This window comes from Limnoraphis robusta CS-951 (genome assembly GCF_000972705.2).
The window spans coordinates 1-13,238 of the sequence record NZ_LATL02000017.1 but is presented as its reverse complement, the minus strand read 5'-3'; the positions used below and the strand labels follow the sequence as shown (position 1 = coordinate 13,238).

Annotated in this window: 15 protein-coding genes; 10 read left to right on the top strand and 5 right to left on the bottom strand. The window is 39.0% G+C overall.

Annotated elements, in window-relative coordinates; all coding sequences use genetic code 11:
- Positions 1-157: 157 nt before the first annotated feature.
- The 5 genes from WN50_RS01585 to WN50_RS01565 all read left to right on the top strand — a co-directional run bounded on the left by WN50_RS01585 (position 158) and on the right by WN50_RS01565 (position 5,056).
- Entirely contained in the window at positions 158-1,201 is a 1,044-nt protein-coding gene (locus WN50_RS01585) for a nitrilase-related carbon-nitrogen hydrolase (protein ID WP_046276734.1), read from the top strand.
- A 3-nt stretch (positions 1,202-1,204) separates the two neighbouring features.
- Entirely contained in the window at positions 1,205-2,614 is a 1,410-nt protein-coding gene (locus tag WN50_RS01580; protein WP_046276720.1) for an aldehyde dehydrogenase family protein, read from the top strand.
- A 99-nt stretch (positions 2,615-2,713) separates the two neighbouring features.
- A complete protein-coding gene (locus WN50_RS01575; protein ID WP_235440792.1) occupies positions 2,714-3,154 on the top strand; it encodes a DUF3598 family protein in 441 nt (146 codons plus the stop codon).
- Positions 3,155-3,197: 43 nt separating this feature from the next.
- Positions 3,198-4,010, top strand: coding sequence for an alpha/beta fold hydrolase (locus WN50_RS01570; RefSeq protein ID WP_046276722.1), 813 nt, complete (start codon positions 3,198-3,200; stop codon positions 4,008-4,010).
- 38 nt (positions 4,011-4,048) lie between these two features.
- Entirely contained in the window at positions 4,049-5,056 is a 1,008-nt protein-coding gene (locus WN50_RS01565) for a zinc-binding dehydrogenase (protein ID WP_046276723.1), read from the top strand.
- On the opposite strand, the gene WN50_RS01560 is transcribed toward WN50_RS01565, so the two are convergent.
- Complete coding sequence (locus tag WN50_RS01560; RefSeq protein ID WP_046276724.1) at positions 5,053-5,922, bottom strand: DUF4437 domain-containing protein; 870 nt, start codon at positions 5,920-5,922, stop codon at positions 5,053-5,055. The two genes, WN50_RS01565 and WN50_RS01560, sit on opposite strands and share 4 nt — an antisense overlap.
- Positions 5,923-6,304: 382 nt before the next feature.
- On the opposite strand from WN50_RS01560, the gene WN50_RS01555 reads away from it, so the two are divergent.
- Genes WN50_RS01555 through WN50_RS01545 form a run of 3 tightly spaced genes read left to right on the top strand, consistent with a single transcriptional unit; the run spans position 6,305 to position 8,211 of the window.
- A complete protein-coding gene (locus WN50_RS01555; RefSeq protein WP_046276725.1) occupies positions 6,305-7,462 on the top strand; it encodes a class I SAM-dependent methyltransferase in 1,158 nt (385 codons plus the stop codon).
- A gap of 31 nt (positions 7,463-7,493) precedes the next feature.
- On the top strand, positions 7,494-7,772 hold the full coding sequence (locus WN50_RS01550; RefSeq protein WP_046276726.1) for a hypothetical protein: 279 nt from the start codon (positions 7,494-7,496) through the stop codon (positions 7,770-7,772).
- A 46-nt stretch (positions 7,773-7,818) separates the two neighbouring features.
- A complete protein-coding gene (locus WN50_RS01545) occupies positions 7,819-8,211 on the top strand; it encodes a nuclear transport factor 2 family protein (protein ID WP_046276727.1) in 393 nt (130 codons plus the stop codon).
- A gap of 14 nt (positions 8,212-8,225) precedes the next feature.
- Here the strand turns inward: WN50_RS01545 and WN50_RS01540 are convergent, their stop codons facing one another.
- From WN50_RS01540 to lgt, 4 genes are all read right to left on the bottom strand, one after another.
- Entirely contained in the window at positions 8,226-9,017 is a 792-nt protein-coding gene (locus WN50_RS01540) for a DUF3598 family protein (RefSeq protein WP_046276728.1), read from the bottom strand.
- Positions 9,018-9,075: 58 nt separating this feature from the next.
- Positions 9,076-9,894, bottom strand: coding sequence for an SDR family oxidoreductase (locus tag WN50_RS01535; protein WP_046276729.1), 819 nt, complete (start codon positions 9,892-9,894; stop codon positions 9,076-9,078).
- A 113-nt stretch (positions 9,895-10,007) separates the two neighbouring features.
- Positions 10,008-10,832: a precorrin-4 C(11)-methyltransferase gene (gene cobM, locus WN50_RS01530; RefSeq protein ID WP_046276730.1), complete on the bottom strand. Its 825-nt coding sequence runs from the start codon at positions 10,830-10,832 to the stop codon at positions 10,008-10,010.
- A 333-nt stretch (positions 10,833-11,165) separates the two neighbouring features.
- Complete coding sequence (gene lgt, locus WN50_RS01525; protein WP_046276731.1) at positions 11,166-12,029, bottom strand: prolipoprotein diacylglyceryl transferase; 864 nt, start codon at positions 12,027-12,029, stop codon at positions 11,166-11,168.
- Between the two features lie 40 nt (positions 12,030-12,069).
- Here lgt and WN50_RS01520 point away from each other — a divergent pair, with 40 nt between their 5' ends.
- Together WN50_RS01520 and WN50_RS01515 are read left to right on the top strand one after the other, a co-directional pair.
- Positions 12,070-12,786, top strand: coding sequence for a Uma2 family endonuclease (locus tag WN50_RS01520; RefSeq protein ID WP_046276732.1), 717 nt, complete (start codon positions 12,070-12,072; stop codon positions 12,784-12,786).
- Positions 12,787-12,807: 21 nt separating this feature from the next.
- Complete coding sequence (locus WN50_RS01515) at positions 12,808-13,047, top strand: hypothetical protein (RefSeq protein WP_046276733.1); 240 nt, start codon at positions 12,808-12,810, stop codon at positions 13,045-13,047.
- Positions 13,048-13,238 lie beyond the last annotated feature (191 nt).

The window sequence follows — 13,238 nt, the reverse complement described above, 5'->3', positions numbered from 1 at the left end:
TCCCTGTTCCCTAGCGCGTAGCACTATATAAGTTACTTAACAAAAAATTATAAAGCTCAATCAAAAAACTGAGATAAAAAATTCAAAAAAGTAGTTTAATTTCAGAAGAATGATGTAACATCTTTTAACAACGAATATGAGCAAAGCCTTATTTCCTATGACAGCAAACCCAACAGAAACCGAATCTTTTCGAGCCTTAGCACTTCAGTTAACTTGTCAGGCGGTTAATTTTGCGAGTAGCCCTTCTGAAGCTCGAAGCATAATGACGAAAGCTGTGGAGAGTTTGGGGGGGAAAATTGCCGCAAGTTTAGCGTTTATTGGTTCAGACTGTCGTTTGGTGTTACTTCCTGAATATTGGTTAACAGGTTTTCCGATGGGGGAACCGTTAGGTATTTGGGCGCAGAAAGCCTGTTTAGAAATGGATGATCCTATTTATGATAGATTAGCAGAAATTGCACAAAAATTCAAGATCTTTCTGGCGGGAAATGCCTATGAAGTTGATCCTAATTTTCCGGGTTTATATTTTCAAAACTGCTTTATTTTCAATCCATCGGGGACAATGGTTTTGCGGTATCGAAGATTGAATTCTATGTACACGCCTACGCCCCATGATGTTTGGGATAAATATCTAGATTGTTATGGTTTAGCTGGGGTTTTTCCTGTGGCAAAAACAGAAATTGGCAATTTAGCAACTATCGCTTCCGATGAAATATTATTTCCTGAACTTGCTCGAACTTTTGCAACACGAGGGGCTGAAATTTTCTTGCATCCAACCTCAGAAATTTATGGTGATGCTAGACTCCCCAAAGAAGCCGCTAAAGTGTCTCGCGCTGTGGAAAATATGGCTTATGTTATCTCCGCGAATACAGCAGGAATTATTAACACTCCGCTTCCCAGTTCTTCAACTGATGGCGGTTCCAAAATTATCGACTATCGAGGTATTTTACTGGCTGAAACGGGAGCGGGAGAAAGTATGGCAGCTTTTGCAGAAATTGATTTAGCCGCCCTCCGACGCAACCGCCAACGCCCTGGAATTCAAAATTTGTTAGCACGTCATCGTTCAGGATTGTATACTGAAACTTATCAACAAACTGATTTTTATCCCGCAAATACCATGTTAGAAGGAGAGATTGAACGCCAACATTTTATTAAAACTCAGCAACAAACGATTAATCACTTGATTCAACAGGAAATTATTTAAAACATGGACAACACAATTCAAGTTTGCAATCCCAGAACCGGAACAATTGACTATTTTATTACCCCTCCCAGCGAGGCAGAAATTACTGCAAATTGTCATCATTTACGACAAGCTCAAACCTATTGGAAAAGCTTAGATATTCATCAGAGAATCGAAGTTTTACAACAGTGGAAGCAAGCCCTTATTTCTGAAAAACAAGCTTTAATTCAAGCTTTAGTTGAAGATACGGGAAGAATGAGAGAGTCAGTGATGGAAGTTGATGGTGTTATTTCTAGTTTAGATCGATGGTGTAAACTCGCGCCAGAACTTTGTTTAACAGAAGAAAAAACTACCGCGATTCCATTTATTCAGATTAAATCTCAACTGGTTCCTTATCCTTTGGTTGGAGTTATTAGTCCTTGGAATTTCCCTTTTTTACTGTCTTTAATTGATGCAATTCCGGCATTATTAGCTGGCTGTGCAGTTCTGATTAAACCCAGTGAAATAACCCCTCGATTTATTAAGCCACTCGTTAAAACAATTCAGTCTGTTCACCAGTTAAACCAAATTTTAGCTTATGTTGAAGGGGCAGGAGAAACCGGAAAACATCTCATTGAAAATGTTGATGCGATTTGTTTTACAGGAAGTGTTTCAACAGGCAAAAAAGTTGCTGAATTAGCTGCTAAACAGTTGATTCCGGCGTTTTTAGAATTGGGAGGAAAAGATCCTGTTATTGTTTTAGAGTCGGCTGATTTAGAACAAGCAACCTCAGCTATTTTATGGGGTTCTGTGATTAACGCCGGACAGTCTTGTTTGTCCATAGAACGCATTTATGTTGCTGAGTCAATACAGGATATTTTTGTGAATAAACTCGTTGAAAAAGCCAATCAGTTATCTCTCAACTATCCTGACCTTAAAAGCGGTGAAATTGGGCCGATTATTTCAGCTAAACAAGCAACCATTATTGCTGAACATTTGTTAGATGCAACTGAAAAAGGTGCTATTATTAATACTGGAGGTCGAGTTGAAGAATTAAATGGGGGATTTTGGTGTCGTCCAACGGTGTTAACTCAGGTTAATCATCGGATGAAAATAATGACCGAAGAAAGCTTTGGGCCTCTGATGCCTGTGATGAGTTTTTCATCTCCCAAAGAAGCAATTAAACTCGCTAATGACAGCATTTATGGCTTGAGTGCAGCCGTTTTTGCAGCTTCACAAACAGAAGCATTAGAAATCGCTCAACAGATAGAAGCAGGGGCAATTAGTATTAACGATGCAGCTTTAACTGCTTTAATTAATGAAGGTGAAAAAAATTCGTTTAAATGTTCAGGTTTGGGAGGTTCACGAATGGGGGCAGCTTCAATGCAGCGATTTTTCCGTAAAAAAGCCCTGTTAACTAAAATACAATCTGTTTTAGACCCCTGGTGGTATTAACAAAACTAAAAAGTTTATAAAAAAGCAAAAAAATCATCATTCTTTTGTTAAACTTAGGTATTCTTAAATCAAAACTTGAAAAGAGGAGGATTAATTAGGGTGAACCTACGCGAACAAATGCCTGTTTTAGCCCGCCATGAAGGTGACTGGAAAGGAACTTATACCCTCGTTAACACCGAAGGGAAAATTATTGATGAACATCAATCTCATTTAACTTGTCAATTTCCCCAAACGGGGGATTATTCCTATTTTCAAATTAACCGTTATCAGTGGGAAAATGGTAAACAAGAAGAACATCAATTTCCAGCAACCTATCAAGATAATAAACTGATTTTTGATACCGAACGTATTACCGGGAAAGCTTGGGAAGCTGATGACTCTACTCTCATTTTATGGTTGGCTTATAAAGGAATACCGGATGCTTATATTTATGAAATGATTCAAATTAGCCCTTGCAATAATTATCGCGCCCGCACCTGGCAATGGTTCAAAAATCATCAAATTTATCAACGGACTTTGATTCAAGAAGAACGAATGTAATAATTTTAAATTAGATTACCTTCTTAACAGAAAAATAGCAATAATGAAATCACAAGTGAAAAGAGCTTATCTAGATACAGAAGACGGACAAATTCTCTACCGCATTGCTGGCGAAGGAGAACCGATTTTACTGCTACACATGACCCCTCGAAGCAGTGATGAATTTCGAGAACTTATTCCGATTTTAGCTGAGAAAAGACAAGTCATTGCGATGGATTTAATGGGGTTAGGAGATTCAGATAAACCGCCTAGAGAATATTCTGTTGCTGATTATGTTAAAAATGTGATTGAACTTTGGGATCACTTAGGAATCGAAAAAAGTCATGTTCTCGGAAGTGTAACGGGCGGTTATATTGCAGGTGAACTTGCAGCGACTTATCCTGAACGAATCAATCAATTAATCCTTTGTAATGTGCATGGGTTTGATGCCGAAGAACAGGAAAAAATCGTGCAGAGATATTCAATTGGATTTCAAATAAAAGAAGATGGTTCTCATTTAATGCAATGTTGGCTTGCTCGTGTTAACTATGTGGGAAATGGAGAGTTAAATCATCGCTGTGTGATTGATGATTTAAAATGTTTCGCTTCTCCTATATATCCAGGTGTTGCTGTAGGAAAATATTGTCTGTTGGCGAAAGAAAGATTTAAACAGATTAAATCTCAAACTCTAGTTTTAACCGGAGATAAAGCGTTAGAACCTTTAGAAAAAGTAGGTTTAGCTAAACCCGAAAATCAATCTTGGTTATCAGAAGCTATTCCTCACAGTCAAGAGATTATGATTGAAAACGGTACACTTTGGATGATGAATCAACAATATGAAACGATTGCTAACTTAATAGAAAAATTTTTGAAATGAATAAGATTTTAAAAAATTATGATGTAATTTAATATTCAATGAACCATCAAACCTACAAAAAATTAATCGCAAGTAAAGTTAGCACTGACTTTAAATCTGCTGTTGAAATCATTACTATTCCCCTACGTGAACCTGCTGAAAATGAAATTATTATTCAAAATAAATTTGCTGGAGTCAATGCAGGCTTTGATACTTTATTATGTCAAGGAAAAATCCCCTATTTTAACCCCACTCTACCCTTTGAACTAGGCGTTGAAGCAGTGGGAGAAGTAATAGCAGTTGGTAAAAATATTACAACCTTTAAAATAGGGGATACTGTCGCTACAACAGTTCGAGGGGGTGGATATAGCGAATATCAAGTGATTGATGGAAATCTCGCTATCAAAGTTCCCGAAGCAACCCCAGAAATCTTAACAATAATTCCCACTGGAATTTCAGCTTTAGTCGCCCTAGAACAAGTGGGAGAAATGACAACTCAGGAGACAATATTAGTCACCGCAGCCGCAGGAGGAACAGGACATATCGCCGTTCAATTAGCAAAATTAGCGGGAAATCATGTCATCGGAACTTGTGGTTCAGAAATGAAAGCAAACCTACTGAAAAAACTCGGTTGCGACAGAGTAATTAATTATCGCACAGAAGATATCAACGAGGTTCTTCAACGAGAATATCCGAAAGGAATTAACTTAGTTTTTGAATGTATTGGTCGCAAAGTTTTTGATATTTCTGTTAATCATTTAGCGGTTAGAGGTCGTTTAGTTGTTGTTGGTTTTATTTCTGAATATGCAGAACAGTTAGAAGTTGTCAATCAACCTAGAATTTATGAAAAATTGTTTTGGAAAGGGGCTTCAGTCAGAGGATTTTTGATGCCACTCTATCAAGAACATAGTGCAGAAGCCAGAAATCGCTTGTTTAATTTACTCGAATCCGGTCAAATTAAAGTCATCGTTGATTCCACAGAATTTAGAGGAATTGCATCGATTCCCTCGGCAGTAGATTATTTACTCAAGGGTAAAAATTGTGGAAAAGTTGTGATTAAATTTTAATCATTTTTATAAGAAATTACAGTTCCCTGTTTTGATAAATCTCGATCAACTCTAACGAAAAATAAGCATCCCTCATCCGTAATGTGACGAGGAAGAATACTCAAGTTAGGACAGTAACAATAGCCATCTTTCTGAACTCGATAATCTCCAAGATCCAAATATCCAGATAGGCAAAAATCATCTTCATTGTAGGCTTGAATCATAGAATAGTGACCATCATAGTGAGGAAAAATTGTTAACAACCAAACCCCACCATTCTGAGTTTTTCTTAACCATTTTTTCTTGGCGACCTCAAATTGAACGGTATTGGTTGTAGCCCAAGGTAAAAGTTTAGTATCTAGTGCGGGAATATAATCACCAATTCTCGCATTTGGAACCGTATTTTCAGCGAATTTATACTGCAACGGAACAGGCCCATTTTCCATCCAGAGGAGTTCAACGGGTTGATTTCCTAACACTTTCCATTCCCCAACTTTCACACCAGCCGGAATAAAAGAATAGCCATGTTTGGGTAGCTTCCATTCCCCAACTTGAACTTCACCTGTTAATACAAAAATCTCTAAGTCTGCGGTAAAAATGCCTTCTGGGGCAGTAAATTCAGGCGGGAAAACGACTTTAGCTGTTGATGCGCCACAATCATGCCAACTCAACAAACGACGGGTTATAGGGGCTATATTTTCCGGCATTCCAGGAATTTTCCAGTCGTTTTCTTCGGAAACTAAATTGCTATCAAATAACAGATACTCACGAGGTTTATACTCATCAGAAATAGCGGTTCGCCGCCCCGATAAACTCATACGACTTTGACCATCTCCACCCCAATCCTCTGGAATCGGCGGAACACTCAAAAAATCATCTATTTCCACGTTTTAGCAGTCCTTTACCTTTTCAAAACTCGCCTGTGGTGTTCATTCTATCAAAATTTGTCTAGATTTCAGTGAACTTTAGCGATTGAATTCTTGATTGTTTATAATTCATAATAAAAACTTGGCGTTGAAATTTAGATGATATTTTACCAGATTTCATTCAAAAATTACCGTATCAACCCATACAGCAAACAACAGCCAATCTTTAAGAAGATCTAAATAGAAAATCACTGAATCGGAGTTCGAGACAGTCTGAGTCTCAAGACCCCATTTTAACGCCTGCATTTTCCAACAATCAGCCTTTCATCGAACTCACACACTCCCAATATTGGGGGGATTTATGACCCTAGTAACTTCTTTGTTTTTTGACACCACCTAAACCATGAACTCACAATTTCAACACTCAATGATGCCCCAAACGACGCATGATGAGTTAGCCCGTCAAAACTTCATGCAAAGTCTATCTGTTCATATTAACCGTCAAATGGCATCAAACAATAAAAAAATTTATGAAAATGTTGCCAAGCCAAACTTTGAACAAAAACATCAACATCCTCCCCAAAATCGCCATGATATTTTACAGGCGATGCAAGATCAATCCTATTATCGCTGGTGGAGTATTTTAAAGCGATTTCAACAGGAAATGATGTGGGAGTCTGTCGGTTCAAGTGTTGAACGTCAACTTCCCGAACTGATTATAAAAGCTAAAAATATACAAAATCAAATCGGGTCTTTAACACTCGATCCAAACTTCAAAATTCCGGCTTATATGACCGAAGTTGATATTCATTGTATGCCTGGAGGATATCATACTGAAATCATTGAAAACGACCTCGCAGTCGGCGCCATTTATGATCGGGGTGTTTTTGTTTATGGTCGCGGTTGGTTAGGAACTCTTAATGATGATATGGGTCATTCAGTGATTCAAAATTATCTCAAGCCCAATTATCCTAATTTCAAACCTCAAAAAATACTGGATATGGGATGTGCAGTCGGTCATAGTACCCTGCCCTATATTGATGCTTATCTCGATGCAGAAATTCATGGGATTGATATTGGTGCGCCCATGTTACAATATGCTCACGCTCGGGCAGAAGCCTTAAATAAACGAGTTAATTTCTCTCAACAAAATGCGGAAAACACGAACTTTCCAGACGGAACATTTGATTTAATTGTCTCTCATATTTTATTGCATGAAATTCCCACTTTTGCCATTAAGAATGTCATGCGTGAATGTTATCGGTTGTTGTCACCTGGGGGAATAATGATTCATCTAGATGCGCCCTTATATCGACATATGGATGCTTATACCGCCTTTATTTCCGAATGGCAAACCCTTAACAATAATGAACCCTTTTGGAGTGAAATGCGAGATTTAGATTTAACCGCTATTGTAACAGAAGCAGGTTTTTCTTCAGAAAAAACAACTGAAGCCTTTGTTCTCAAACACAGTTGTAAAACTCCAAACCGTTCTCAACCTGAAAAAACACCAGCCGTTAGCGTTCGTCCAACTTGGTTTGCGATCGCCGCCCAAAAATAAGAATCAGAGACAACAATTAGAGGAAAATAAAATGCTAAAAACAGCCAAAGGACAGCGCCCTGTTTACCTCAATGATCCTCAAGAGGATAAAATGTTAGCTATAATTATGGCATTAGCAGGTGAAGTTTCGGTCTTGCGTGAACGTCTTGATACCGTAGAACGACTGTTAGAAACAAAAGGAATTTTATCAACAGTAGAGATTGAAAACTATCAACCCGATGAACGCATTTCCGAACAACGAGAACAATGGCGAATCGAATACATTGCTCGAATTTTGCGAATCCTTGAGGAAGAGATTGATGGACTGTAGCAGTAAAATCGGCTATAATCACAGCAATTATCTTTAGTTTTTATCCATGTCAGAAACACCGCAAACTGTAGAAATTGCTCAACAAGCCTTTGAACATTTTCGTCACGGTTTAGCCACAGGGGAATGGGAAAAATTCATAGAAATGTTAAGTGATGACTTTACTTTTTCCTTTCCGGCTGGCCCCTATCAAGGGTTAAATGAAGGAAAAGAACGCATGGCTGAATTTCTGCGTTATGTGTCTGAGAAAGTGTTTAGTCAAGGTTTATTATTCACCCTCGAACGAATGACCTCTAATCAAACAACAGTTGTTTTTGAGGGAAAATCCGAAGGCTTAATGTTCGGAAAACCCTATCAAAATCAAGTTGCCATTTCCTTTGATGTTCGAGATGATAAAATTTGCAGTTATCGAGAATATTTGAGTCTGATTTATAAACCCTAACTCCTGTAAAAACACTAGCTTTGACGATGTAAAACTTCAAAAATTAAGCTGACAAAAGTTCCAGAATAGTCATATTCAACGGTAATTTGTTTGTATTCCTGTTCGGATACGAGCTGACCCGCTTTAATTTGAAATGGTTCTCCCAGTTTTATCGATTTTTGAGGATAACAAAAGAAACCATCGGGTAGCGACATTAATTGATTTTTATCTGAAGTTTGATCGAAGCTAAAATCTTCTATTTTCTCCGGTTCTGAACATTTTAAATCGGGTGTGATTGTTCGCTTTTCTCCCCTCCAACTTCCTGAGAGTTGAGTAATTGTTTCGGTAGGTGGATGTTCAGGAAAATGACCCCATTGCTCACGAATTTGAACAATTTTTTCCAGTTGACCTTGTTCATTGTAGATCGGAATGATACTGGTACGCTGATCTTCGTAATAAAAAAATAGTTCAGCACCTAAAGATAGATCGCTTTCTCGTTTTTGACTGACAACAGCCGTTGCATCTGGACTTAAATAAATCGCTCTCATGCTTGGAAGTGCGGGATGTATTACCCCATCGGGTTGACTACAAGATTCTTTTTCAAGCGTCCAACTTTTTGAGGAAGTGCTACCATCAGAATATGTATAATTATTCGTATGAGTCACAACGGTTTTATTGGCATTGGCTCGAAAACAACGCACGCCTTGAAAGGTTTTTAAAACCTCTTTCTCTGGAGAATAAGTTGTCCAAGTTCCAAACCAACCCGGACTATCTGACTCATACTGCCCAAACAGATTAATCCAATTTTGTTCTTGAAGATCAACCATAATCAAGAAACCCCTTAAACTTAAAACGTCAGTTTGGTATTAGTGTATTACCATTATATCATCTTTTCGTTCGAGTTTGAGTGACAATTCGATCAAAATACAAATTTAATCCCGGCGCCAACAAACTATGTAACCGACTCAATAACGTCATTTCAATTCCCGGTGCGATCGCAAACGAATTATTTTTAATTCCGTTTAAAATTTCCTGAGCAATATCTTCAGGTTGCCACATTTTCGCGGTTTCAGTAATTCGTTTTGTTTCCGGTGGTTTAGTTCTATTTTCTGCTTCTAACTGCGGTGTATCCGTATCCGGCGGATAAACAATAGTCACCTGAATTCCTAACGGTTTGAGTTCACCTCGCAAAGATTCTGCTAACCCTCGCAAAGCAAACTTTGACGGACAATAAGGCGTATAACCATAAATTCCAATCAATCCCGCCCCCGAAGAAATCAATACAATATTCCCCTTTTTTTGCGGTTCCATATAGGGTAAAACCGCCCGCACCGCATACAAAGAACCAAAATAATTAATCGCCATTGTCTGTTCAAAAATCTCTATCGGTACATCTTTAAAATAACCCGGAATAGAAATTCCCGCCGATGTCATCAAAATATCAGGAACACCCATTTCTTGAACAGAATTCTCCATCGCTATCTCAACTTTCATGCGATCCGAAACATCTACAACTTGAGTAAAAACTCGTTGTTCCGACTGCAATTTTACCGCTTCTATTTCCGCCTTTGCTATTTCCAAGTTCTGCGGAGAACGAGCCATAATGGTTACATTTGCCCCCTTCGTCGCTAACAATTTCGCCGTCGCTTTACCAATTCCACTCGAACCGCCTGTAATAATTGCGTGTTTTTGATTAAAATTCATGGTTTTTAATTCATTTCAAACGGTTTCATTTTGCCCCCAAACCCCCAATAATGGGGGCTGAGATTGATTCATTTTTACAAATCCAATAACATTGCCCTATATGAAATCAAAAATTATGCGGAAGTTTCACCAACTTGTTGAGATTTTTTTGAATTTGGGCGAAATAAATGGGAATGCTGAGGATGATATAATTGCGATCGCGTGTTTGTTTTCCCCTTTCCTAACGCCGGACTAATCACATAAAGCGTTGTCCGAATCAACTTTTCTTCAACTGTCACTTTTGCCATTTCCGTCAACGGAACGATGCGAATTTTTTCATCCGGCCATCCCAAACGATAACAAATTGCCACAGAAGTTGACGCCGGATAATGTTCAAGCAATTCTTCCTGGGCTTGTTCGACATGACGCGCACTCAAATATAAGCACAAACTCGCCTGATGCGCCGCCAAACTCGCCAAAGCCTCCCGAGAAGGAACCGATGTCGCCCGCCCACTAAAACGAGTCAAAATAATCGTTTGCACCAACTCCGGTATCGTTAATTCCACCTGCAATTTCGCCGCCGCATCCTGATAAGCACTAATTCCTGGCACCACCTCAACCGCTATTTCTGCTTCCGCTAACTGATGAATTTGTTCGTGTATCGCGCTGTACAAACTCGGATCACCCGAATGCAGACGCACCACAGAACGTCCTTGTCGCACCCGTTCAATCATCATCGGCACAATTTCTTCAAGGGTTTTGTTGGCTGTAGCAATCAGTTCCGCATCAGAACGCACGCCCTGTAAAATTTGTTTAGGCACCAAGGAATCTGCATACAAAATCGTATCCGCCTGCGCTAGAAGTCGTTGCGCTTTCACCGTCAGCAACTCAGGATCACCTGGCCCTGCACCGACAATGTAAACAGCAGGTTGAAGTGAGTTGGTCGTTTGTGTGTTCATTTGTAATTCCAAAAAATCAAAAATTTTGTCGGACTGTTCCGGATGTTAGCAAACTTTTCTAGATAAAGAGAATGGTAGATGCACCCTGGTTGAGGCTCCGGATTTTTAAATCTGGGGCATTTTTTTTTTAATTACCTATTATTCCGGATATTCGCAAACTTTTCTAGATAAAGAGAATGGTAGATGCACCCTGGTTGAAGCTCCGGATTTTTAAATCTGGGGCATTTTTTTTGTTGAGTTTTACTGTCCGGATATTCGCCAACTGAACTAGATAATAATAATGGTAGATGCACCCTGGTTGAAACCCTAGATGATTAAATCTAGGGATTTTTTTTAGGATAGATCTCGCTGTTGGTTGCGTGAAACAACATCCGGTAAAGAACGATTGAGCAAATAAAGCCACGCTAAACCTGCTAATCCTAACAGAATACCACTTAAACTAACCAGTTGAGCCACTCGCAACGGCCCAAACATTAAACTATCTGTTCGTAGTCCTTCAATCCAAATTCGACCTGAACTATAAGCCGCAAAATACACTAAAAATATCGTTCCCAGTTTTAAGGGTGGTTTTCCTTGAAGTCCGCGAAAAAATAGATTCAACAACAACGCAAAAACGCCAAGATTCCACAGGGATTCATAGAGAAACGTCGGATGAAAATATTCAAAATTGGCATATTCAGGCGGACGATTTTGTAAGGGAATATAAAGTTTCCAGGGTAAATCAGTCGGACTACCAAACGCTTCCGAATTAAAGAAATTTCCCCAACGCCCAATCGCCTGACCTAAAATGACAGCAGGAGCCAGTAAATCAGCCAATTGCCAAAAAGAAACTTTCTGAATTTTTGCAAAAATTAAAGCCGCAATTATCCCACCAATCATAGCACCATGAATTGCAATTCCGCCTTGCCAAATGGCGAACATACTTGCCGGATTATCAGCATAATTTTCCCACTCAAAAGCCACATAGTAAAGTCTGGCACAGGGAATCGCCCCAATCACTAACCAAATTGCTAAATCTCCAATTAAATCCGGGTTAACCTGGCGACGTTTGGCGAGGTATTGAGAGAGTGTCACGCCAATTAATACCGCAGATGCAATTAAAAAACCATACCAACGAATGGCGATTGGCCCTAACTGAATCATAATCGGGCCGGGGGACGTAAATTCAAATGCTAGTAATAAATTAGAATCGTACATAATAAATATGAAGCCTTGGCAATCTATATTTTAAGCGATCATGGTACACCAACTGACACCAGAAACTCAAACCCCAATTATCTATCCAGAAAGTGACGGTCAACCAATGGCAGATAATACTCAACAATTTCGCTGGATTGTTACGATCAAAGAAAATCTAGAAATCCTATTCGCATCCGTTGCAGATGTGTTTGTTGCAGGCGATTTACTCTGGTATCCGGTTGAAGGAAATAACAAAATTCGTCAAGCCCCAGATGTCATGGTTGTTTTTGGTCGTCCCAAAGGAGACAGAGGTTCTTATCAACAATGGGAAGAAAATAATATTACACCCCAGGTTGTCTTTGAGATTATTTCCCCTGGAAATCGAGCTAAACAAATGGCTGAAAAGTTGTTATTTTATCAACGATATGGAGTTGAAGAATATTATCTTTATGATCCTAAAAAACAAGAATTAACCGGATTACAACGAATAGAAAATTGGTTAGAACCCATCGAACCCATGAACGGTTGGGTGAGTCCTCGCCTAGAAATTCGCTTTGAATTAACAGAAACCGGACTGGAAATTTATCGACCCGATGGACAAAAGTTTTTAACTCCAGTAGAACTTGATCAATTGCGACAACAAGAATATCAACGGGCTGAAAATGAACGACAACGGGCTGAACGCGCAGAACTTGAATTAGAACAACAACGCCAACGAGCCGAACGATTAGCAGAAATATTGCGATCGCAAGGCATTAACCCTGACGAATTGTAAAAAAATTAGTTTAAGTTTAAAATGGGTTATCTTCGCGTTAACCCATCAATTTATAAACCGAGAAATGAAAGGGGAAAAATGATTCAAGAATGTATTCAAAAAGCAATGCAGGCAGCGCAGTATGAGATACTCGAATATAATGAAAGTTTTTACGGCTCAATTCCGAATGGCTACGCGATCACAGGTTCAACTGGCGACGTTTTTATGATTCATCACAGGGATTCTACTGGCTTATTCTACCTCACGGGGCGGGTTTATTAATATTATTTCTGGGATGAACAAATCAATTTGAACCCCCCCAACCCGTCACCAATTTGTAGGGGCGGGTTCCGTCAAGATTTATGTTTCTAACAAATAACCAATATAAACCCGCCCCACTCCGACAAATAACCAATATCAACCCGCCCTGACAATTAACCCAAACAAACGGGGCGGGTTTATTAATATTATTT